Origin of the sequence: Nostoc sp. (assembly GCF_036917275.1) — a bacterium.
GTDB lineage: Bacteria > Cyanobacteriota > Cyanobacteriia > Cyanobacteriales > Nostocaceae > Nostoc.
The window spans coordinates 74841-96944 of sequence record NZ_JBALDF010000011.1 but is presented as its reverse complement, the minus strand read 5'-3'; the positions used below and the strand labels follow the sequence as shown (position 1 = coordinate 96944).

The 22104-nt window shown below is 42.2% G+C and carries 19 protein-coding genes, 3 pseudogenes and 1 riboswitch; of the genes and pseudogenes, 12 read left to right on the top strand and 10 right to left on the bottom strand.

Going from position 1 to position 22104, the window contains the following annotated elements; all coding sequences use genetic code 11:
- Positions 1-35 precede the first annotated feature (35 nt).
- Together V7K35_RS05145 and V7K35_RS05140 are read left to right on the top strand one after the other, a co-directional pair.
- A complete protein-coding gene (locus tag V7K35_RS05145) occupies positions 36-269 on the top strand; it encodes a Nif11-like leader peptide family natural product precursor (protein WP_334794170.1) in 234 nt (77 codons plus the stop codon).
- Between the two features lie 39 nt (positions 270-308).
- Positions 309-515 (top strand): hypothetical protein, encoded by a 207-nt coding sequence (locus V7K35_RS05140; protein ID WP_335076921.1) that lies wholly within the window; start codon positions 309-311, stop codon positions 513-515.
- Between the two features lie 23 nt (positions 516-538).
- Here V7K35_RS05140 and V7K35_RS05135 read toward each other — a convergent pair whose 3' ends face one another.
- The gene (locus V7K35_RS05135; protein ID WP_335076919.1) at positions 539-2938 is read right to left on the bottom strand and encodes an FAD-dependent oxidoreductase; all 2400 of its coding nucleotides are present in this window, start codon (positions 2936-2938) and stop codon (positions 539-541) included.
- 649 nt (positions 2939-3587) lie between these two features.
- Here V7K35_RS05135 and V7K35_RS05130 point away from each other — a divergent pair.
- Positions 3588-5432, top strand: coding sequence for a tetratricopeptide repeat protein (locus V7K35_RS05130; RefSeq protein WP_335076917.1), 1845 nt, complete (start codon positions 3588-3590; stop codon positions 5430-5432).
- Between the two features lie 102 nt (positions 5433-5534).
- Here V7K35_RS05130 and V7K35_RS05125 read toward each other — a convergent pair whose 3' ends face one another.
- Both V7K35_RS05125 and V7K35_RS05120 read right to left on the bottom strand, forming a co-directional pair.
- Positions 5535-6842, bottom strand: a complete 1308-nt coding sequence (locus V7K35_RS05125; RefSeq protein WP_335076915.1) for a chloride channel protein — start codon at positions 6840-6842, stop codon at positions 5535-5537.
- A gap of 702 nt (positions 6843-7544) precedes the next feature.
- Positions 7545-7691 (bottom strand): hypothetical protein, encoded by a 147-nt coding sequence (locus V7K35_RS05120; RefSeq protein ID WP_335076913.1) that lies wholly within the window; start codon positions 7689-7691, stop codon positions 7545-7547.
- A 67-nt stretch (positions 7692-7758) separates the two neighbouring features.
- On the opposite strand from V7K35_RS05120, the gene V7K35_RS05115 reads away from it, so the two are divergent.
- The 3 genes from V7K35_RS05115 (at position 7759) to V7K35_RS05105 (ending at position 10312) form a co-directional block, all read left to right on the top strand.
- A complete protein-coding gene (locus tag V7K35_RS05115; RefSeq protein WP_335076911.1) occupies positions 7759-8538 on the top strand; it encodes a class II aldolase/adducin family protein in 780 nt (259 codons plus the stop codon).
- Between the two features lie 233 nt (positions 8539-8771).
- Entirely contained in the window at positions 8772-9872 is a 1101-nt protein-coding gene (locus V7K35_RS05110; RefSeq protein WP_335076909.1) for an LLM class flavin-dependent oxidoreductase, read from the top strand.
- Positions 9873-9877: 5 nt separating this feature from the next.
- Positions 9878-10312, top strand: coding sequence for a GlcG/HbpS family heme-binding protein (locus V7K35_RS05105; protein ID WP_335076907.1), 435 nt, complete (start codon positions 9878-9880; stop codon positions 10310-10312).
- A 136-nt stretch (positions 10313-10448) separates the two neighbouring features.
- Here the strand turns inward: V7K35_RS05105 and V7K35_RS05100 are convergent.
- A pseudogene (locus V7K35_RS05100) lies at positions 10449-10550 on the bottom strand (IS4 family transposase); the annotation flags it as partial.
- Between the two features lie 533 nt (positions 10551-11083).
- Between V7K35_RS05100 and V7K35_RS05095 the strand changes: the two are divergent.
- Positions 11084-11413, top strand: coding sequence for an acyl carrier protein (locus tag V7K35_RS05095; protein WP_335076942.1), 330 nt, complete (start codon positions 11084-11086; stop codon positions 11411-11413).
- A gap of 306 nt (positions 11414-11719) precedes the next feature.
- Positions 11720-12406 carry a ribonuclease III gene (gene rnc, locus V7K35_RS05090; RefSeq protein ID WP_335076905.1) on the top strand — a complete coding sequence of 229 codons (687 nt, stop codon included), beginning with the start codon at positions 11720-11722 and terminating at the stop codon, positions 12404-12406.
- A 57-nt stretch (positions 12407-12463) separates the two neighbouring features.
- Here the strand turns inward: rnc and V7K35_RS05085 are convergent, their stop codons facing one another.
- Positions 12464-13654: a sensor histidine kinase gene (locus V7K35_RS05085; protein ID WP_335076903.1), complete on the bottom strand. Its 1191-nt coding sequence runs from the start codon at positions 13652-13654 to the stop codon at positions 12464-12466.
- A gap of 378 nt (positions 13655-14032) precedes the next feature.
- Between V7K35_RS05085 and V7K35_RS05080 the strand changes: the two are divergent.
- From V7K35_RS05080 to V7K35_RS05070, 3 genes and pseudogenes are all read left to right on the top strand, one after another.
- Positions 14033-14231 (top strand): annotated as a pseudogene (locus tag V7K35_RS05080) (ABC transporter substrate-binding protein); the annotation flags it as partial.
- 100 nt (positions 14232-14331) lie between these two features.
- A pseudogene (locus V7K35_RS05075) lies at positions 14332-15191 on the top strand (ABC transporter ATP-binding protein).
- A gap of 16 nt (positions 15192-15207) precedes the next feature.
- Positions 15208-15343, top strand: a riboswitch (cyclic di-AMP (ydaO/yuaA leader).
- 199 nt (positions 15344-15542) lie between these two features.
- The gene (locus tag V7K35_RS05070; protein ID WP_334794238.1) at positions 15543-16163 is read left to right on the top strand and encodes a universal stress protein; all 621 of its coding nucleotides are present in this window, start codon (positions 15543-15545) and stop codon (positions 16161-16163) included.
- Positions 16164-16585: 422 nt separating this feature from the next.
- Here the strand turns inward: V7K35_RS05070 and V7K35_RS05065 are convergent, their stop codons facing one another.
- The 4 genes from V7K35_RS05065 to V7K35_RS05050 form a co-directional block, all read right to left on the bottom strand.
- The gene (locus V7K35_RS05065) at positions 16586-16798 is read right to left on the bottom strand and encodes a high light inducible protein (protein WP_335076901.1); all 213 of its coding nucleotides are present in this window, start codon (positions 16796-16798) and stop codon (positions 16586-16588) included.
- Positions 16799-16843: 45 nt separating this feature from the next.
- Entirely contained in the window at positions 16844-17056 is a 213-nt protein-coding gene (locus V7K35_RS05060; RefSeq protein ID WP_335076900.1) for a high light inducible protein, read from the bottom strand.
- Between the two features lie 41 nt (positions 17057-17097).
- Positions 17098-17310, bottom strand: coding sequence for a high light inducible protein (locus tag V7K35_RS05055; RefSeq protein WP_335076900.1), 213 nt, complete (start codon positions 17308-17310; stop codon positions 17098-17100).
- A 63-nt stretch (positions 17311-17373) separates the two neighbouring features.
- Complete coding sequence (locus V7K35_RS05050; protein ID WP_335076898.1) at positions 17374-17535, bottom strand: high light inducible protein; 162 nt, start codon at positions 17533-17535, stop codon at positions 17374-17376.
- 508 nt (positions 17536-18043) lie between these two features.
- Here V7K35_RS05050 and V7K35_RS05045 point away from each other — a divergent pair.
- Positions 18044-21160: an MFS transporter gene (locus V7K35_RS05045; protein ID WP_335076896.1), complete on the top strand. Its 3117-nt coding sequence runs from the start codon at positions 18044-18046 to the stop codon at positions 21158-21160.
- 66 nt (positions 21161-21226) lie between these two features.
- Here V7K35_RS05045 and V7K35_RS05040 read toward each other — a convergent pair whose 3' ends face one another.
- The gene (locus V7K35_RS05040) at positions 21227-22057 is read right to left on the bottom strand and encodes a dienelactone hydrolase family protein (RefSeq protein WP_335076894.1); all 831 of its coding nucleotides are present in this window, start codon (positions 22055-22057) and stop codon (positions 21227-21229) included.
- Positions 22058-22104: the final 47 nt, after the last annotated feature.

Genomic DNA, 22104 nt, shown 5'->3' with positions numbered 1-22104 from the left:
TCAAACCTGATATTTAAAACAGGAGATAGACTATCATGACACAGCAAAATGCTACCCGACTTTTTCAAGCCGTAAAACAAGATCAAGCATTACAACAAAGACTCAAAGTAACAGCTGATCCAGAAGCCTTCATCAAGATTGCTCAAGAGCAAGGCTATGATTTCACTGTCGAAGAATTGGACAGTGAAATCAGCAAATTGTCTGAAGAAGATTTAGCCGCCATTGTCAATCCAGGATGGGGGATTAGACGCCACATTAATCCTAGATAATTCCTGTTCTAGGAATCCGAAAGTTTAGGAACAACTGAATTGACAAGTTTTGCTCCTCAAGGGGATATCGTTGCATCATCTCCTTTAGGGGCATTGCTGAATATATTGGCACCACCTCGGATTTTAAGTGCCGTACTCAAGGGCGATAACACAACGCCAGTCCGCTCAAGTCGGAAAACCCGCCCAGACGGCTTGCTCCCCTACATATACTTAGATTTTTTTACAAATCAAATTGGATTGCTATAGCTTCAGCCTGCTAGAAAAAATCCTTACTTAGTATTGTAGAAATTGGTAGAATTGGCTACCTCATAATCTCGTTTAAGGGTTGAATAGTCATGATTGCTCAAAAGAATAGCGATCGCAACATCCCTTGTACTTTGTGATCCTTTCAGTCTCTGTTCTAAATAAATCTGCCAAGAAACTTCCACATCACTTTCAAGAATTGGCTTCTCAATTGCTGTGACAACACCGTTCTGCTTGGGATGAATCGAAGAAGCACTATACTTCCACTCGAATCTATCCTTAAGAATGATGTCAGGAGAATCACCAATCTGTAATTGGAGATGTAACTCGTTTAGACGTACCCCTTGATATATGTCAAACATTCTTGATACAAGCCCTCCAGGGGTGCGTGCAGCTACTTCTATCAGAATCGGTTCTTCGCTATCTTCTTCTAAGAATAAATCAATATTGAGTACACCATTTTTCGGATAACAGTGTTCTAAACTTTGTAGCGTATCACTTGAAAATTGCCAAAGTTTATGAAATTCTGGATCTTCTTCTCTAATAATAATATTGCCGATTTGATGACCATAAATGAACTCATCATTAGGTCGATACTGCTTGCAAGCAGCAAAATAACAAGGTTGACCGTTTTTGATAACAACACTTGTATTGTATAGTTGACCTTTAATGAATTCATTGAATTCAAATTCTTCATCTGAATCTACATTGCTGTCACACCAGTCTTTCAATTCATCAACAGTATAAATTCTTCTGGTTTTTTCACTTCCGGCTCCAGTAACTGGCTTGATAAAGATGTGATTACCTAGTTCTTTTAGAACAAAGTTTAAGTATGAAACTGGTTCTTTACGGTATTGGTCTTGAGCAAAAATCAGATACTTTGGCACCCGAATCAGGGAATTTTTGAGGGTAGATTTGAGGTAACTCTTATCGGTAAACTGGCGGATCATCGTTGGGCGATCGCCTACCAGATTTAGAGCTTCACGCAACTGTGCAGCTAACAGCACTGAATACTGATCATTGGTAACAATCCGACAGTTGTCATCCAAAAGTTTATACTCAGTCTTAATCTGTTGATAGGTTTGGAGCAGATTTTGCAAATTATAAGGTTCTACAATCTGCACAAGATCCAAGTGTTGATACTGGGAGGGTATAACTTCACTGAGTCCTTGTCTACTACACAGTAAAACCAGATTTCTATTATCTGATCGGATATGCCTAAAATCAGTTTTGCTGGCAAGCATATCATGCAGCACAAAGACAGTCTGTTTATTGCTATCTATCTTACTACTAGAAAAGGCAACTGGATTTGCCTCCTCGCGGAGCATTTCTTGTACCAACTGGACAATTTCTTGTGAACATCCCCATGACAGAGTTACTCCTGACCCTCCATGTCCATAATTATAAAATACGTGGGTGTTTAAAACCCTTTCCACACAAACATTTTCCTCTGTTAATGGTCGTAAACCAGTCCTAATAGGCTCCTTTTCATCTAGTGGGAGTTCTCTTAATTCCTGTAGAAACTCCAAACAGCCATCATACATCTGTCGGATAATTGGAACCTCAAGAGATAGGTCTGTATTCCATTGGTCTTGCTGCGTTAATCCTCCCAAGACCACTAAATCATCCCCTCTAGGAACTATGTAAACGATGTCTTGCTCACTTGAAGAAGATTGTTCATGGGAAATACAATGAGCGTCTGTTACAACTCCACCGAGATTCTTAACCCTGACAAGTGCGCCCCTCAAGGGATACATGGAAGTATCCCCTGTAGTTGCGATCGAACCTAGTCCAGCACAGTTAACAATTGCCCTTGCATTAAAACGACGAAGTAGTTTTTGTTCATTTTGAACTACATTGACAGTGATTTTTTCCTGGATGATCTCACATCCAATATCTTTTACCTGTTGAAGTAACCACTTCATGTAGATATCGGTGTTTGTTGCCGGAGCCATGTGTTTATAAGCATCTTTTATACCTCCTTTAAAACTCAAATCAATCGTTTCTTTGACAATCTGCAAGCCTCTTTCAAATCCATCAACCTTATCTTTCAACTCATTCATTTTGTGAAGGTCATCAGGTCGATTTTCCAAAACATCCTTGAAATAAAAATACGCATCCCTCAAATAAAGTCCTGTTTCTTCTGAACCAAACTCTGCGTGTATTTTCTTGAATTTATTATAGGTAGTCATACACCAGTCTTTAGAGCGTTCCAGGGATCTGGGAGCACCATGACTACCACAGACTGCTGGTGGCCATTCCCATAATGCACCTGCCACAATAGAGGTTAAATCTGGAGCAAAACGATCTGCAACAATAACAACTCTAAAACCTACCTCTCTCAGACATATCGCGGTTGTTAAACCACTTACTCCCGCCCCAATTACTAAAATGTTTACATCATTATCCGGCAATAGATTGGTCATTAAAGATTCTCTCGATTTTTTCCAGTACAAAACAAATGCATTAACTTGCCCAGTAATGATATTAATTTGGTTGCTTTGGGGGTTGGCGTAGGGTTAAGAACTTCTGAGGATTTTGCCTTTGTTACAAACATTACTTTTAGAGTATTTTAAAATTATCTTTACTTACATAGAAGCACAAATTATCACATTATTAGCCCATTTAAATCATACTTTCTAGGGTTTTCAAGCCACTACTTGGGGGGTAAATAATTTTTTATACTTATTTAGTTTTAAAAATTACTGTTAAAGATAATAATAAACTTTCGATATATTGTTGTTTTTTACAAATAAAAAAATTACTAGTAAAAGAGTTAAGATACTTTAAAAAGTTCAGTATTTCACAAAAATAACTGAAAAATAAAGGTTTCAGCCAATGTTTTTGAGGCTGGAGATCGCGAGTAATCGCGCTCACAGGAAAGTCCATCAAGAACTGAGGTAAATGAGCAAGAAATCATCAGCTGATTTCAGTGGATTGTGTTTCCTAGTTCAAATGAAAGGCTGATAAAGCTTCTGGAAAACTTTTGAACTACTGAAATTCCCGATTTTCCCCACTCCTGCGCCTCTGTGAAGACTAGAATTAGAATTGACGTGACGTTCTATAATAGCCAAAGTGTCAGAATCTCTCCCGTTGCGCGATCGCTATCTTGCCTTAATCGATGAAATTGTCGAAACCACCCTCAAGGGCAAAATTAGCTCTGTTGATATGGTGTATCAAATGCTGCTTAAAGGAATCACTTCCGGTACAGGGGAAGTCTTTGAGCTAGCTTTGAGCGATCGCCTGAATGCCCTCCAAAGCCAAATAGATAGTGAAAAAGACGAACTCAAGAAAGGCAAGGCGACTCGGAGTTTGAGAGCCATTAAGACCATTCAAAGTCAATGGCAACGCTGGCAAGAGCAAAACAAAGCAACAGTTGTGATCGCCTCCGCAGTTACAGAAATTACCACCGCCTCTGCTGACGAGCGGCTGGCGGCATTTATCCGGGTTACTGATCCCAATCAGAAGTATCCGCTAAATTTGCAACAGCTACAGCAATTGTCAAAAGCATTACAGCAATTTGCTCAGGTAGATTCTGATTTAGAACAATTTTCCGAAGGTATTACCCGTGGTTTAGCTTCTTGGCAGCGATTGCAAGACAACTTGCTCAGTTGGATGTACGAGCAAAAAGAAGCTTTAGGATTTGGCGGCGTACCCGGAGAACGTGGCCCTTGGGCAAGTTGGGCTAAACAACTCAATAGTGAGTTACCCAAAGCACTGCTTCGCACCTTAGCGATGGAAGAATCGGCAATTGAGTTTGCCCAGCGACAACGGGGGATTACCCTTAGAGATTGGGTAGAAATGGCATTGATTTTACAGTACTTGCAACGGGGACTAATTAACTGGTTTGACCAACAAGCTTACGATGTGAAGGCGGGGCCAAAGTTGTCTATTTCCACTTTTTTGACTTTTGCAGTGATTTGGAGTCAGTTAGCAAGTGGTTTTGGCAGCATTGGGACAATATACGGCGATGCCTGTTCTCAAATTATGCTCCAGATTTTGCGAACCTTTGCCCAGCGTCCGTATTTTCCCTTTTACGGCGGGATTTTTGCCTCCTTTACTGGCACTTCTTTGCGAGATGCCCTCGATTATTTGGATGAACCATTGCGACGAGGTGAGGGAACCCAAGAAAAGGCGCGGATTTTAACCCTTTTAGGTTATTCTCAGCGTGCTATGGGACAATACCAGCGCTCAATTGATTTTCATCAGCAGGCGTTAGAGATAGCTAGGAATGCAGGCGATCGCCCCTGTGAAATAGCCAATCTCAACCACCTCAGCCGTACCTGCGTGCAACTGCAAAATTATGCTGAGGCAATCAACTATAGTCAACGGGCATTAATATTAAGTCGGCAAGCAGGCGATAGAACAGGAGAAGCCAACGCGCTGGTAAATTTAGGTTATAGCGAAGTCATGCAGGCTCAGGAATTGGAAAACTTAGAACCAGAAACCTATGAAGCCGCAATTAACTATTTGGAACAAGGTTTAAAATTATCAGAAAAATTAGGCGATATTCAAAGTAAAGCTTTATGTGTCAGCAGTTTAGGAATTGCCTATCTAGTAATTGGAGAACACCAAACGGCAATTAAATATCTCGAAGATGGCTTTAAAACAGCGCAAGTTTCCGGTGATTTGTATCTCCAAGGGCGGAACTTAGCTTATTTGGCAGAAGCTTATTATCATCTACAAAATTCTGAAAAAACTGTTTACACAGGCTGCTTAGGAATGTATCTTTTAGAGCAAATTGCTTCTAGTGAGTGGCATCAACCGGCAGGATTACTGACAATTTTGCAAGGACAAATAGGGGCAGAAGCTTTCCAAAAGTTCTTACAGCAACATCGCCCTAAAATCATTGCGATTATTGGTGTAGATGGGTATGATCACATTCCGCAATTGTTGGAAGAATACAAACAAGATATGTAAACAAGTAATTTGATGATTAGGATAGCGATCGCTAAAAATAATTGCGTGCGATAAATCAAACTGAATATAATGCGAGTGCCTGGTTCTTCTTACCGACATTAGCTAGCTACCCTTTAATTCAGTAGCTTCTTTCTGGGACTTCAGTTGAGATGCAATTAAAGGAACTTTGGGCGCAAGAAAAAATCCAACTAAACTGGCAAAGAGGATTGGCGTCAAAGGACTTAAGTTAGTCAGTTTTGACAGTAGCAAAGTCGTACTTATAGGTGTGCGCGTTACGGCTGCATTGACAGCCGCCATTGTACAAATCATGGCAAGGGCGGGATTAAGTCCTGGAATTAAGACTGCTACTGCTTTACCAATACAAGCACCAGTGAAAAATAGGGGGATAATGAATCCACCGCGCCACCCACCTGTTACCGTAATGCTAATGGCAGCCATTTTACCAAGAGCAAGAGTTAAGAGAAAAATAGCACCAAAGCCAGTAGTGAGGACTGACTCTAACTCTTCATGTCCAAAATAACGGGTTAGGGGTAATAAAACTGCTAAAGTGCCAAGCCCAAATCCTGCTAATGTTGTGCGTACATAAATGCGTCCCGGAATTCGAGCAAACAAGTAATCGCAGCCCCGAAAAATGCCCATAAAAATCCATCCCGCCACCGCCCCAATGATTCCGAATATGATAGCGATCGCAAAATCATCAATTTTTTCTAGGTGGTACTGGGGAAAATGCCAAGTTGGCGCGATTCCCAAATGTGTAATTGCTGCAAATACCAGATAACTAGCGCAACTTGAAACAATGGCTGGCATCAAGGCTTCGTAATATTCCACAATATGCTCATGGTGTAAAATCTCCAAGGCGAACATTGCACCACCAAGAGGTGCGCCAAACAAGGCAGTGAAGCCAGCTGCCATCGCTGCTAAACTCATAGTTCTGATGTCTTCACCTTGGAGTTTTAAGCGATCAGCAACCCAAGTACCAAAAGAACCTGTTACTTGTACTAGTGGTGCTTCTGGGCCAGCACTACCGCCTGCCGATATGCTGATTAGCGAAGCAAGAATCATTGAGGGATTTTTGCGAGCATCTAGACGTCCGCCACTAAAATGGATATTATCAACAATCATGGCGATTTCACCGGGATTTCCCAGGAAATCAATCACCAGTCCGATAATTAAACCGGCTAGTGGCATCACTATCAGGAGGCTAAAACCTTCAAATCGTTGCAGATGGTGAGTTAAAAATTCTAAAATATTCCAATACAACGCAGCAAATAGACCACCAGCAGTCCCCACAACTACCCAGTGGATTACCCACTGCGAAATCATCAGGGGATTACGTTTTACCAGTGCAAAAAGTTGAGCAAATGTCCAGCGTTGAGTTTGATTGCTAGCGGTAGGCTTCTTTGGTAACACTGCTTATTTCCTATTTGTAAAACGAAGAATACGGAATATAACGTTTTTTATCGTAAAACGCTTATTCAAAAGGCAATAAACAACCTACTGATAACACTTTGGGATCAGGCAATGCAACAAAGCAGCGATCGCACTCTATGATCGGGGGAATCAGACTCAAGCAGCACCATCCTGATGCTACTTTCCAGGCATCAACATATTTCTTTCAAAGAGATTCATATCAATAGCACTTTGTCAAGATAATTAGATGCGTTCTCTTTAGGACAATCACGATCTGTTTTTTTATTGCTATCAAGTCTACAACAACTTTACGGCATCTTGATGCTTGAAACAGACCATGTTTGCGATCGCCTTGTGCAAAACCTTAAATAGGATTAGTCCTAGTAATAATCGAAAAAACGGTGCCTAGTTTACCGCCGTAGGCATCGCAAATTTCACCGATCGCTCCACAGCTTAACGAATCGCAATAGTCTCCATACAACAGAGATAATACTTTCTCAAGTATATTTTCCAGCAGAACTCCATATTGAGCTTGCTTATTTAAATGAACTGTGATAACTTCATTATAGTTTAAACAACTGTAAACAGATTGATTTACCGTAGTTTATTTGATAGTATCACTATTCTAGTTAAAAAATTTGTTGTTACTAGGTAGTTTAAAATCTGATATCAAGTAATTAGTAACGTATTTACGGTTATCAGCTAAAAGTTATTTGTAGCGTTGTCCACTGGACATTGATTGAACAATACGTATTTGCAGTGGTAAAAACTGCGATCGCCTATTGAGCCATAACCATAAATGATTTGTTGTGTCGCTAGTTTAATGGTGAAGCGATGTCTATAGGACAAACCTTGACGCTCCCACCAGCACTGAGGCAGCACTATCTACCTAATTCATCCGTAGGAGTTGAAAATTATGGTGCAAACTTCTCTCGTCCGCCCCAGCAATCCCTTTCAATCACCAACCTTCGTCTCCATTGAATCGGAGCGTCGCCATCGCCAAGAACGCTTGGCAGCAGCCTTTCGGGTATTTGCACGTTTGGGTTTTGCTCAAGGATTGGCAGGACACATCACTGCCCGTGATCCTGAATTTACGGATCACTTTTGGGTCAATCCCTTTGGGATACATTTCAGTCGCATTCGGGTATCAGACCTGATACTAGTGAATAGTGAAGGTAAGGTAGTCCAAGGTGAAGGCAAAGTAAGTCAAGCAGCGTTTGCCATTCACTCTCAAATCCATGAAGCCCGCCCTGATGTCATCGCAGCGGCTCATGCCCATTCCTTCTACGGCAAAACCTGGTCAACTTTGGGTCGGTTGCTGGACCCGATTACCCAAGATTCCTGTGCTTTCTACCAAGATCATGCTCTATTTGATGATTTTACAGGCATTGTATTAGAGACAAGTGAAGGAAAACGCATTGCTCAGGGACTAGGCAAAAGCAAAGCTGCGATTTTACGCAACCACGGAATATTGACCGTGGGACACAGTGTGGATGAAGCCGCTTGGTGGTACATCAGGTTAGAGGATACTGCTAAGGCGCAATTGCTAGCAGAAGCCGTAGGAAAACCCATCCTGATTGACCACGACATCGCCTTAAAGATACAACAACGCGGTGGTACTCACCAAGCAGGCTGGGGTGGATTCCAATATTTGTGGGATGAAATTACCCACGACCAACCAGATTTATTTGATTAGGTATTAGGTATTGGGCATTGGGCAATTCAATTTTGGATTTTGGATTAATAATTTTAGATTAAATTTCAATCTAAAACCCAAAATCGTTCGACTGAGCGTAGCCGTACTCCTTCTCTACGAGACGCTTTGCGAACGGAGAAGCAAGCTACGCGTAGCGTTTCGCAGGAAAGTCTAAAATCTAAAATTCTTGCTCCTCAGTCCCCTTGTCCCCAACATTTTCAGGAGAATTAATTATGCCAGTTGAATTTATTGGATTGATCCGGACAAAACCAGCTTCGGAATTAAATAGTGCAGCAGGTAGTCTGGGCGATGACATCATTGATCCAGCTTATGTTCGTGAATTTGCCAAAGCCCATGAAGAAGGAGGTTTTGACAAAGTATTGATTGGCTATAGTTCTAGTAGCCCTGATGGCTTGACTATTGCTAGTTTCGCAGCTTCAGCAACCGAGCGATTGGGCTTTTTGATTGCTCATCGTCCGGGTTTTGTGGCTCCAACTTTGGCAGCTCGCAAGGCAGCTACCCTTGACCATTTTACCAACGGTCGGATAGCAATACATATTATTACTGGCGGTAGTGATGCTGACCAGCAGAAAGATGGCGACTGGCTGGATCATGACAGCCGCTACCGCCGCACCGATGAATATTTAGAAATCCTTCGTCGCATCTGGACAAGCGACACTCCCTTTGATTACGAAGGTGAATTTTACCGCATCAAGGATGCTTTCTCGGCGATCAAGCCGCTGCAAAAGCCCCACATCCCGCTTTACTTTGGTGGTGCATCTGGCCCAGCCGTACAGGTAGGAGCTAAACACAGTAATGTTTACGCCTTGTGGGGTGAGCCAATTGCCGCAGTTAAAGAACGAATAGCAGAGGTACGTGCTGCCTTACCACCCGGTCGTTCCATTCGCTTCAGCGTCTCCCTGCGACCTATTCTTGGTGCTACAGAACAACAGGCTTGGGAGAAAGCACATAGCATTTTAGCGCGAATTCAAGACTTGCGAGGAGGGGCGAAAATAGCTACCCCAGCTAGACCCCAGGCGGTAGGGTCACAACGTCTGCTGGATTTTGCAGCCAAAAATGAAGTTTACGATAAGCGGCTATGGACACCGATCGCAGCAGCTACTGGTGCGGCAGGCAACACTACAGCTCTAGTGGGTACACCAGAACAAGTAGCAGAGGCTTTAGTTGATTACTACGATGCGGGTGTGACTACCTTGTTAATCCGGGGCTTTGATCCCTTAGAGGATGCGATCGCTTATGGGCGTGATGTCATTCCTTTAGTACATGCAGAAGTCGCACGGCGAGAACGGCAAACGGTTGGAGTCGCGAGTTAATAATCATGGTACAAAGATCTGCGTCTACTAGAACTGTTGAATTAATCACAGTTGATACGGCACTAGCAGCTGCTAAAGCTGCTTTAAAAGAAAGCCGCAGTCTCGGAGTTGGCGTATCTATTGCTGTTTACAACTCGTTTTTGACTCTGATTGCCTTTGTGCATGGTGATGGGGCAACTCCCCATAGCATCGAAACCAGCAAACGCAAAGCCCAAACCGCTGCTTCAATCCGCCGCCCCACTGGGACATTCTCAGATAACCTAGCAGTGGCATTACCTTTAGCATCTGGAAATTTGTTAACCAATCTTGGGGGTGGTCTGCCTATCCGTTTTGGTGGCGTGCATGTAGGAGCCATTGGCGTCGGTGGTGGCACCGTTGAGCAGGATATCGCGATCGCTAAAGCAGCTATTGGTGCGATCGGTGCTGACCCCATTGATTAACCATAGAGTCGAATAAGACATCTCAGGAATTAAATATAGCTTATCCAGAACCCTTGTAGAGACGTAGCAGTGCTACGTCTCTTTTTTCACCAGATGTCTAATTCGATTTTTTTAAAAAATCATGCATACTCGTTCAACTATTATCCAGTGCATAAACTAACCAACACTCAACAATAAGACGGCTATTCAAAACTGGATAATCATTTTTAGGCAAAGGGGTAAGGATATTTTTTACAATCTGTAAAAATTAATTTATAATCATTATATTTAAAAAGTTAGCCCAAATTTCAAAATATTTTCGGCTATTTTGATAGCAGATTTCTTAACATTCAACACTTCTGCATAGATGATTTTTTAACTTGATGGATATGGGTGATCGCTTTGAAGAATCTTCATGAATAACTTATTGACATCTAGTATAAAGTATGGCAATGTATATTTAACGACAGCAAAATAACCGCACTCTAAAGCGCAGGTTTTTGGTGTTGTCTCAGCAGCAGAATTCCTAGTTTCCTGCCGAGCTTCGTGTCATCCCTTCGGCTGAATATTTAGCCCAATGTCAAGTCAACTGATTGACTAGACTTTCAACGGGAAGACAAGATGTTTGGGTGAATGTTCAGGGGAAAGGATGACGCGAAACTTGCTAGGAAACTAGGAATTCTACGGCTGAGACTTAAACCAAAGGAAAGCGACGGTAGAGAACTTTATGCTTATTAAGTAAGCTTGCCTGAAGATATGCAAATTCCAGATAAGCAGGATAACAAAGTTCAATTGTCAAATGAAGAGATTTTTAAAAGAGTTGAGAAAGTCATCTTGGAGACCTTATCAATACAGGATGAAGATATAAACCTAGATGATACTCTTTTTTTAGGACAGGAATATGATCATGTCACTACAGTCTATGGCTCTGTTTTAGATTTTAGTCAATGTTCCTATCCAGAAAATTCGCTTGGAATGAAACCCTTAGATGGGGTAGAGTTATCAATGGCTTTAGAAGAAGAATTTGACATTGAAATTCCCGATGAAGAATTCGATGGCAAAATATCTATGACTATTAAGGAGCTTGTTGACTTTATTTATTTAAAACTTGGAAATGCATAGCATTAAATCTCCCGCAGTGACTCATAGTGTGAAAAAAGAGATATTGTCGCACTATGTCTTAGTGCCTTGACGTGTGGTGTTTAGGGAGTGATTGTAATTTTATTGACAGTTAATGAGGGCGATGAAGATAAATTTGATTCCATGACAGTGTAAGCGCTGACCATTAGAGGATGTTTGAAAAACCCAGTTGAGTATAAAACTGGGTTTTATCAATACATCACAGTTTGCGGTTTTTTCATATTTGAATAAAATCACACTTATATAGTTTCTCAACAGTCAACTTCTGCAACAAGATACAAGATAAAAATGCACAAACTTCTGATATTCCATGATGAAAAACTTCTCCGCCGTTCGCTTACTCACCGTTCTTATGTCCATGAAAACCCTGGAGAAGGCGAACATAACGAACGCTTAGAGTTTCTCGGTGATGCTTTGCTGAATTTCTTAAGTGGCGAGTATCTATATAATTGTCACGCAGAAATGGGAGAAGATGAATTAACGCGGCGGCGTTCGGCGCTGGTAGATGAGAAGCAGTTGGCAAAGTTCGCCGAGGAAGTAGGTTTAGACTTTAGGATGCGGTTAGGAAAAGGCGCTATTCGAGACGGAGGCTACCAAAATCCTAATTTGCTTAGTAGCACTTTTGAAGCAGTCCTTGGTGCTTACTATTTGGATAAAAATTCAGACATTAAAGCAGTTCGCGCAATTATAGAACCGCTATTTGATTCTGTAGATCCTAAGCATATAATTGTGTCTCGTTCTAATGTAGACTCAAAAAATCGCTTTCAAGAATGGGTGCAACGTAATGTTACCCCAACTCCTCCTAAATATTTCACAGAACACATAGGAGGTCCTTCTCACGCGCCAGAATTTATAGCAAAAGTATTGGTAGATGGAAGAATTTACGGAGAAGGTAAAGGACGCAATAAGAAAGATGCAGAGAAAGCTGCTGCTGAGGATGCGCTAGATAAGTTGAAAAAACAAGGTTTATTGTAAAAATGTTTTTTGATTTCACGCAGAGGCGCAGAGAAAATTTTACGTCTTGGCGCGAAATCAACTCTCTATTTCTAAAGGCAAAATTACCGTAAAGGTAGAACCAACACCCACTTCGGATACTAGGTTGATTGTACCTTGTAGTAGTTTCACCAAGCGGGAAACGATCGCTAATCCCAATCCTGTGCTATCAGGGAGATAGGGACGATCGCTAAAACTGACGCGAAAGTAGGGTTCAAATATCTGGGCTTGGTTTTCGGGTGCAATGCCAATTCCAGTGTCACAAACTGCCATCGCCCATCTCTGGTTCTCCAACACCTGACACATTATAATAACAGTCCCCAACTCTGTATAGCGAATCGCATTACTAATAAGATTTGTAGCAATTTGTTGGAATTGAAAAGAATCTGTAATTAATTCTTTGGGAGCGCGATCGCAATCTACTACGATTTTTAAATTTTTTCCAGCAGCTAAAGGTTCCAACATTTCACACACATTATTGATTAATTCACGCACATCAGTGGATGCTAGGTGGAGCTTTATTTGTCCTGCGTCATACCGCGAAAGTTCTAATACATCATTGATTAGGTGGAGTAATTGTCTACCATTGCGTAGTACCCGCTCAATATGTTCTAAATTAGCAGAGGTGTCCTTCACCTGTGTCTTTCGTCGTTGTTGGCGTAAAAACAGATCCGAGTAACCGATAATGGAAGTTAGAGGATGTTTCAATTCGTGGGCTAGTTGCGAAAGATACTCTTGATTGGCACTAATCAAGCATGTGAGTTCCTGATTATGGAGTGTTAGTGATGACTGCAACTGCTGTAATTCTCGCAACCGCTCCTCAACATAACTTTTGAAACACCGAGCGATCGCTTCGTCTATGATAGCGTCAATCAAACGCATAGAACGAATTATCTCTACAGGTGTTCCGTTCAATAAATCTGGTTGTATAGCATCAAATATTACTGTTCGTAGCAAATGATATTCTCTAGCAATTTCTGCTGGATCAAAACCTTGTTCCGCTCGAATAGCCCCATGCTGAAAACTAGCAGTAACTATTGACTTAATATCATTATCCTGATATTTGGAAAGCACCGTTACCATTACTTTCAAAACATCAGGAATATGATCCTTTACCGCTGTATAAGATAGGTTATCAGCACTTTCAATCCGTCTATCCTTGCGAACTGCTACAATCCATTTATCTATGATGGTGTCCGTTTTTTCAGCCAGTACTTGACTAAAATCCATTTTGTTAAATTCAGCTGAGAGATAGATGAGTAAACTTCCATATGCAATTAGTTTAGCGAGTGCAGTGGTTTTTTACAAAATTTAGTGATTTAGTTCACCTACCAAAAGAAATAGATTTTATCTGTTTTTTTTACTGAATTAATGATCTATATATAAAACTTGTAAATTATATAATAATATTTATTAAGGAATGTTAAAAAAGCAGGTAACGAACTTGATGCCTGACTCGACTATTGTTGTTTAGCTGTCTGTGCAATGAGTTTACTCACAACGCAGCTAAAAATCTAAAAAATTATAAATTTTATTAATTATTGAAAAGCAAAGGTAAGCACTTGATTTAGGTATTGAAATAAACAACACTTATCATAATACAGTTGCTTTTACTTCGGCTGGAAAAAAGGCTTCTTCCGCAAATATGGTTTGAACGTCACACTCAACTGCGAAGCCAGTTGGGCGACTTCCCGCGATGGTTTAATTTTTGGTCGCCTGGATGCTTCACCCGTAGTATCCGGTGCAGTCACCAACGCCAGAATTGGTGCCGAAGGCGCACGCCCCTTTGTGTGCAGCCATGACAATAGTTTTGCCATCAGGGCTAACGCTCCCACTAACTTTTTCATGTCTTAAATTGCAAGTTCAAATATTGACTGATGACTAAATTATTTCCGGAGCATTTGATGATGGAATATACCTCATTATTTATTAATACCCAGAGCGAAGTTCTGCCCCGCCCTGGATTTTTGGAAATTGAAAATTTAGTCAAGTCTTATCCGACACCTGATAAAGATAATTTTGTCGTTTTAGATTGGTTAATCTGACGATTGGTGAAGATGAATATATTTCTGTAATTGGTCACTCAGGTTGTGGGAAATCAACTCTACTAAAGATAGTAGCTGGGTTAGAAAAAGCCACTTCCGGCTCAGTTAGGCTAAATGGACAAGAAATTCGTCAGCCAGGAACCGAAAGGATGGTGGTATTTCAGAACTATTCGCTGTTACCTTGGTTAACAGTGCGAGAAAATATCCGTTTAGCCGTGGATGAAGTGTTAAAAAATGCTAAGAAATCTGAAAAAATTAGCATTGTAAATCAACACTTGGCAATGGTAAACTTGACGGCGGCGGCTGACAAATATCCTGATGAAATTTCTGGAGGGATGAAACAACGAGTAGGTATTGCTAGAGTTTTAGCAATTCGTCCTAAAATGTTGCTGATGGATGAACCTTTTGGGGCACTAGATGCACTAACTCGTAGCAAATTGGAGCGGCAAGTATTAGATATTGGGGAAAATAATCGGCAAGCAGTGATGATGATTACCCATGATGTAGATGAAGCAATTTATATGTCCAATCGCATCGTCTTGATGACTAATGGCCCGGCTGCTAGTATCGGGGAGATATTGGAAGTTCCTTTTGAGCGTCCACGCGTTAGCGTAGCTCCTCTGAAAGAAGCTCGCGCCGCCACGTGAAACTCAAAAGAATATTTTGAATTCCGCAACTACGCCTTAGATTTCCTTGACCGATATTTTGCCCAAGACGAGTAAATTAGATTATCATTTTTTTAGTGGGTAGCCTAATTCAAATTCATGAAAGCTGGATTTGGAACGGAGGAACCAATGTTTGGGGCTAATCTTACGAGAGACACCTTCCAGTCTTAGCCCGTCAGCTAACTCCGTAGGCAATGGAAGGAACCCCCAACACCTTGGCTGTAATACAGTTATTATTGGGGTTTCCTTGACTAATTTCAGATTTGAGATTTTGGTTATCGTCACTCAATCTAAAATCCAAAATCGTTCGACTGAACGTAGCCGAAGTCCAAAATCCAAAATTTGTCGCCCTGCTTCTCATTGTTAATTCATTTCATTGGGAGAAGTAAAGCTGTGCAAATCAAGCCAATGTTAGCACGTCTGCAAAGTGCCACAGGTCGAAATGACTTAATTGAACAAATGGTACTATTGCCAGAATCAAAAAAACCTTTTTCTAAAAAACCTCAACAAGCAAAAGCAGTTAATTTAATTGTTGCCTATGACGCATCTCCTAACAGTCATACGGCACTAGATATTGCTTTCTGGATTGCCCATCAAACGCGTTTAGCCACCAATGCACAAGTTACAGTTCAAGCCGTTCATGTGCTAGAAGACAATCAGAGCAGCCAGTATGCAAATATCTTGAGTTTTCCAATACAACAGCCTTCATTAGAGTGTCAAGTCAGTGAAGTATCAAAGTCTGTCACATTGGTATTAACTCAACCCAAATTGCAGACAGTAGTAACTCCCCTGCAACAAGCAGATATGATTCTTTGGCAAGCCCGGAGTCTGGCTGAAGAATGGCAGGGTTCTTTTAAATCTCATTTACGGTTTGGCTGCATTTCCACAGAACTTAAGAAAGTTGTTGAATCAGAAGCTGCCGATATTCTGTTTCTCGGTTGCCAATCTATTAATCATCCGATGATTGAGGCATTAGGTTCTAATTTTCCCTGTGCCGTTTTGGGTATTCCCAGTTGTATTGATGAATAATCGCTGTTGATAATTTCAGTAATTTTTATCCAATTGTAATCATATATAAGTCACTTATAACTAAGTGGCTTTTTTGCTGCTATGTAACCAATTAAAGTTCGAGAAGAGTCCAACCAAACAGAAAAGCATTACGAGCGACGCGGTTCTAAGCTTTAGTAACAGATGGTAAATGGTATAAGGACGAATATACCAATTCTTTGTGAAACTGCACAAAACAAGCTTAGTTAGGACTTACGCACACTCCACGAATTCTTGGCGTTCTTGGCACGGCAGTTGCTTCAAGTCGGCAGAGCCGCCCAACGCACTGCCTCGTCTTGGCGGTTCGACAAATTAAGCTTTTGGGCGATTTTTGCGTAAGTTTTATTAGTGAGAAGAACAAGGGGATTTTGCCCCTTGTTCTGGAGATAACTCCTCAGTTATCACTAATGTTGAATCAGGTGTAGCACATCGCGCAGGACGCTATAACCGGCTAAATCCCACCCTAAATAGGCAAGAAAGCCAATAGCTGCCAAGCGACCGTTCCAAATTTCGGCTTGAGGAGTAAAGCCAAAAAGAAAAGCATTGCGATCTATGCCGTTGTATGATGCTGCAACAGGCGGTAAATCAGTAGAAGGACGAGTTTCTTGAGTTGCCATTTGTTTCTCCGAAATTTAGTAGCTTTTTAGGTGTTTAATTTCTATCTAGTAGCCAATTAGATGTAAAACGTCACGCAGGACGCTATAACCGGCTAAGTCCCACAGTAAATAGGCAAGAAAGCCAATAGCTGCCAAGCGACCATTCCAAATTTCGGCTTGAGGAGTAAAGCCAAAAAGAAAAGCATTGCGGTCTACGCCGTTGTATTCGGGAGCAACAGGCGGTAAATCAGTAGAAGGACGAGTTTCTTTAGTTGCCATTTGTTTCTCCAAAATTTAGTAGCTTTTTAGGTGTTTAATTTCTAGTAGCCAATCAAATGTAAAACGTCACGCAGGACGCTATAGCCGGCTAAATCCCACAGTAAATAGGCAAGAAAGCCAATAGCTGCCAAGCGACCGTTCCAAATTTCGGCTTGAGGAGTAAAGCCAAAAAGAAAAGCATTGCGGTCTACGCCGTTGTATTCGGGAGCAACAGGCGGTAAATCAGTAGAAGGACGAGTTTCTTTAGTTGCCATTTGTTTCTCCAAAATTTAGTAGCTTTTTAGGCGTTTAATTTCTATTTAATAGCCGATCAGATGTTAAACGTCACGTAGGACGCTATAGCTGGCTAAATCCCAAAGTAAATAGGCAAGGAAGCCAATGATTGCTAAACGACAGTTCCAGATTTCGGCTTGAGGTGTCCACCCAAACAGAAAATAATTGCGATCGCAACCATTACCTTCTGTTGCAATTACTGACAAATCTCTGTCTGGAAGAACAAGTTGCCATCTTTATTATCCTTAACAATTCGTTTGTTAACTTTAATGTACCTAATTAATAACTAAACTGCTTTCTGCCTGTAGGCACAAACTACAGGCACATAATCAACAACATATTGGTGTAAATAAATCCACCCTCAGAGGGTGATAAAAATTAAAATGTAAAGAAATGTAGCTTTTTCGTAATTAAACTATAATTGTTGCGGAAAAATCAATCGTTGTGATTAAGCAATTAAAATTGAAAAGGGTGGTCAAGAATTAGCCAGCTTTTTAACTCATAGTGAACATTTTCAGAGTTAGCTAATAAAATTGATATCTTTTGCTGGATAGGGTTTTCAGCCTTTGGAGAGATGCTTGAAACAGCTGAAGTCTACGATTCTGAGCTAAACAGAGTTAGGTATTGCAATAGATACAGACATAATCGATACTAAGAGTTGCTTCTCAAGAAAATCTTAATTCCCCAAATTTCAACTTAGTAGAAGGAAATACAATGTTCCAAAGTACGGAAATTATGCTGGGACTCTACAAACCAATATTGTGGTTAGCACAGGTTCCAGTAGAATCCTCAAACGTCACGCCAGCACAGGCATCGGTTCTCACTTCTGGGCCACGCTTTTTCGTGGCTTTAATCTCCGGCGTGATTTTAGCCTTTGCTTTCCAATTAGTTTTAACTAATCTCTCCCTTGCAGCCGGTATTTCCTACCTGGGGCACTCATCTGACTCGGATTCCGATTCTGGGGAAGTCGGAAGTTTGGGCGGCAGCATTCGCAAAATCGGCACCGCAGTGGGGATTTGGACATTAGTCACTGTGACGATCGCCTTATTAATCGCTTCTTTTCTGGCGGTGAAATTGAGCCTGGTAATTTTAGACCCAGCATTGGGAGCAATTCTCGGCTTAGTAATTTGGGGTGCTTACTTTTTAATCCTCGTTTGGGTAAGTTCCACCACCGTAGGTTCCTTGATTGGCTCAGTGGTCAATACGGCAACTTCTGGGTTTCAGGCGATTATGGGGACAGCCACTGCCGCACTAGGCGCTAAGGCTGTCAATAACCAAGTTGTAGCCACGGCTGAAGCTGCCGCTAGCGCTATTCGTCGGGAACTAGGGAGCGCCATCGACCCTACAAGTATCCGGGAGAACATAGAAGATTATTTAGAAAAGCTCCGTCCCCCAGAGCTAGATTTGTCGAAAATTCGGGGTGACTTTGAAAATTTACTCAACGATCCGCAATTAAAAGCGATCGCTGGGACTTCAGATATTCGCAACATCAACCGCGAAAAGTTTATCGAGTTAGTCAGCAGTCGCACCGACCTTTCCAAAAAAGACGTTAGCCGCATTGCTGATACGTTGTATAAAGTTTGGCAGCAAGTGGTGAGTCAGCAATCACCCACCCCAGACGGTCTGGCTGAGTTAATGGATTATCTGAAATCAGTTCCAGCAGGACAAAGCAAGACAGATGAACTCAATGCCAAACTGGATCGGTTAGTAGCAGAAAAGCGTGATTCCAAACAAGCTGACCAAAAGGCGGCTCCAGGGCTAATTCAAAGTACACTCCAGCAAGGACTATCTGCCTTAAGCGCCACTGTGTTGGGACGGACAGATTTACCTGATTTGGATGTGGAAAAAATCTTGGGTAGCCTCACCACTGCCAAAGATAAAGTCACTCAACAAGCAGATAAGCTAGGGTTACCAACACCATCGCAACCCTATAGCCCAATTCGGGCTGATGTCGAAAACTACCTGCACAATACTTATGCTTGGCAACTGAGTCAGGAAAAAATTGCTCAGGAATTTCGTGATGTTATCTACGATCCAGCTGCTGATTCAGGAATAGTCAAGAGAGAAGTAGAACGACTATCCCGCAACGATTTCGTCAACATCCTGCAACAGCGGGGACTACTTACCCAAGCCCAAATTCAGCGCATTGCAAATCAGCTAGAAGCTGTCCGCCAAGAGGTGCTGGTGACAGTGACAGCTGTTGAAGAAAGAGAGATAGTCCAAGACTTGCAACGGGCAGTGGAAAGTTATCTGCTTGTGACTCCGAAAGCAGATTTGACAGCCGAAGGCATTGAGCAGAATTTTAAACCACTGTTGCAAGATTCAGATGCAGATTATGAAACCCTGACATTGCGACTGGCGCAGGTTACACGTCAAGAAATTCGGGAGCTATTGCTGCAACGTAATGATGTCCAGCTATATGAAGTAGACAGCATTCTGGATGAGTTTGAAAAACAACGCGATCGCGTCTTAGTAGAATCCAAAGGATTAGCAGAACAGGCACAATATCAAGCAGAAACCCTGTGGCTGAATGTAGAATCATATCTGCGTAATACAGGAAAATCAGAACTTAATCCTGATGCCATCCGCGCGGAGTTCAAAAAGCTATTAGAAGATCCTCAAGCTGGAATTACCTCAATTCGGGCCCGCTTGTCTCGCTTTGACCGAGATACCTTAGTGCAATTGTTGAGTCAGCGGCAAGATTTGAGTGAAGATCAAGTTAATCAAGCCATCAATGCTGCTGAGGAGTCGTGGCATAGTATTCGCCACACACCGCAAGCTGTTGTGGAAAAAGCTAAAGAGCAATACGACTCTGTTACCACCACGATCGCAGATTATCTGCGGAATACTGGTAAACAAGAACTGAATCCAGAAGGTATTCAACGAGATTTGACCAGATTGTTTGAAAATCCCAAGGAGGGAGCCGTCGCACTGCGCCGTCGGTTGTCGCAGGTAGACCGAGATACACTAGTGAAGTTGCTCAGTCAACGCCAAGACTTAAGTGAAGAACAAGTCAATGAAATCATTGATTCTACGCAAAATTCGATTCGCAACTTTGTGCGTGCGCCTCGTCGCCTAGCTACCCGCACACAGCAAAAAATAGAAACATTCAAAGGTAATCTGGAAGACTATCTGCGGCAAACTGGCAAAGAAGAACTCAACCCAGAAGGTATCAAGCGCGACTTGCAACTATTGTTGCACGATCCACGAGTTGGGGTAGAAACTTTTAGCGATCGCCTTTCCCATTTTGACCGTTCTACGATCATCGCCCTGCTGAAAATTCGGGAAGATATTTCCGATGAGGAAGCGGCAAAGATTGCCGATAACATTGTATCGGTAAGGGAGCAATTTGTAGAACAAGTGCGGAACATCCAACGAGGCATTCAAGATGCAATTGATGGAGTTTTCGCCCGCATCCGTAACTATCTCAACTCCTTGGATCGCCCGGAACTTAACTATGATAGTATCAAGCGCGATATTCGCACTGTTTTTGACGATCCCCAGGCGGGATTTGATGCCCTGCGCGATCGCCTATCTTCTTTTGATCGTGAGACCCTAGTGGCAATTATGAGTTCTCGTGAGGACATCTCCGAGGAAGATGCCAACGGTATCATCGACCAAATTGAACGGGCCCGTAACACAGTATTGCAACGTGCAGAACGCATACAGCAAGAAGCACAACGCCGCCTAGAACAGGTGAAGCTTCAAGCGCAGCGGCAAGCAGAAGAAACCCGCAAAGCCGCAGCTACAGCCGCTTGGTGGCTATTTGCTACAGCATCGGTTTCCGCAGTTTTCTCTGCATTAGGGGGAGCGATCGCTGCAAAGCCGTAGTTTAACAAGTTTTCTCCGCTAAATTTTAAGCCTCCCATACAGGAGGCTTTTTTTTGTTCCGCAGACTTACACGCCATGCTCCTTAAACCATGCCAAAAGACGTTTCCAACCTTCTTTAGCTTCTTTCTCGCGGTAGGAGGGGCGATAATCGGCAAAAAATGCGTGGGGTGCATCGGGGTAGACGATAATTTCAGATTTGCTGCTGCTGGACTTCAGGCGATCGCGCATCTGCTCTACTGTATCTAAAGGAATACCCGTATCCTTACCACCATAGAGTCCGAGAACGGGGACTGTCAGTTTTGATGCAATATCAATGGGATACTTCGGCTGAAGTTCGGTAGCATCGCCCACCAATCGCCCATACCATGCCACACCTGCCTTCAGCTTAGGATTGTGTGCTGCATACAACCAGGTAATACGACCGCCCCAGCAGAAGCCTGTAATCGCCAATTTATTGGCATTACCCTTAGCTGATTTCACCGCCCAGTCTACTGTGGCATCGAGATCCGATAAGACCTGGGCATCTGGCACTTTGGCTACAATTGGGCGAATTTCGTCTATACTGCTTAATTTTGAGACATCCCCCTGACGGATGAATAATTCAGGTGCGATCGCTAAATACCCCAACTGAGCAAAGCGACGAGTGATATCCTGAATATGCTCGTGGACTCCAAAGATTTCCTGGATCACCAGGACAATGGGGAAATTGTCACCAGTTGCAGGTTCTGCTCTATAGGCAGGAATTTCCCCATCTTTAACAGGAATTTTCACTGCACCAGCTACCAACCCTTTGGTATCAGTGGTGATGACTTCGGCAGAAATGGGTTGCACAGCCAAGGCAAAACCCGTCGCCACGCTGGCTGTTGCAATAAATTTGCGGCGTGTTATTTCTTTCATGATCAAAATTGGCGAAAACTTTATTCTTTATTATCCGTACAGTACTA

Coding starts and splice junctions, on each gene's coding strand:
- V7K35_RS05070 (WP_334794238.1), top strand. CDS start 15,543: ATGTTAGCACGTCTGCAAAGTGCCACAGGTCGAAATGACTTAATTGAA.
- V7K35_RS05065 (WP_335076901.1), bottom strand. CDS start 16,798: ATGGCAACTCAAGAAACTCGTCCTTCTACTGATTTACCGCCTGTTGCA.
- V7K35_RS05105 (WP_335076907.1), top strand. CDS start 9,878: ATGGTACAAAGATCTGCGTCTACTAGAACTGTTGAATTAATCACAGTT.
- V7K35_RS05060 (WP_335076900.1), bottom strand. CDS start 17,056: ATGGCAACTAAAGAAACTCGTCCTTCTACTGATTTACCGCCTGTTGCT.
- V7K35_RS05110 (WP_335076909.1), top strand. CDS start 8,772: ATGCCAGTTGAATTTATTGGATTGATCCGGACAAAACCAGCTTCGGAA.
- rnc (WP_335076905.1), top strand. CDS start 11,720: ATGCACAAACTTCTGATATTCCATGATGAAAAACTTCTCCGCCGTTCG.
- V7K35_RS05055 (WP_335076900.1), bottom strand. CDS start 17,310: ATGGCAACTAAAGAAACTCGTCCTTCTACTGATTTACCGCCTGTTGCT.
- V7K35_RS05040 (WP_335076894.1), bottom strand. CDS start 22,057: ATGAAAGAAATAACACGCCGCAAATTTATTGCAACAGCCAGCGTGGCG.
- V7K35_RS05115 (WP_335076911.1), top strand. CDS start 7,759: ATGGTGCAAACTTCTCTCGTCCGCCCCAGCAATCCCTTTCAATCACCA.
- V7K35_RS05145 (WP_334794170.1), top strand. CDS start 36: ATGACACAGCAAAATGCTACCCGACTTTTTCAAGCCGTAAAACAAGAT.
- V7K35_RS05085 (WP_335076903.1), bottom strand. CDS start 13,654: ATGGATTTTAGTCAAGTACTGGCTGAAAAAACGGACACCATCATAGAT.
- V7K35_RS05045 (WP_335076896.1), top strand. CDS start 18,044: ATGTTCCAAAGTACGGAAATTATGCTGGGACTCTACAAACCAATATTG.
- V7K35_RS05135 (WP_335076919.1), bottom strand. CDS start 2,938: ATGACCAATCTATTGCCGGATAATGATGTAAACATTTTAGTAATTGGG.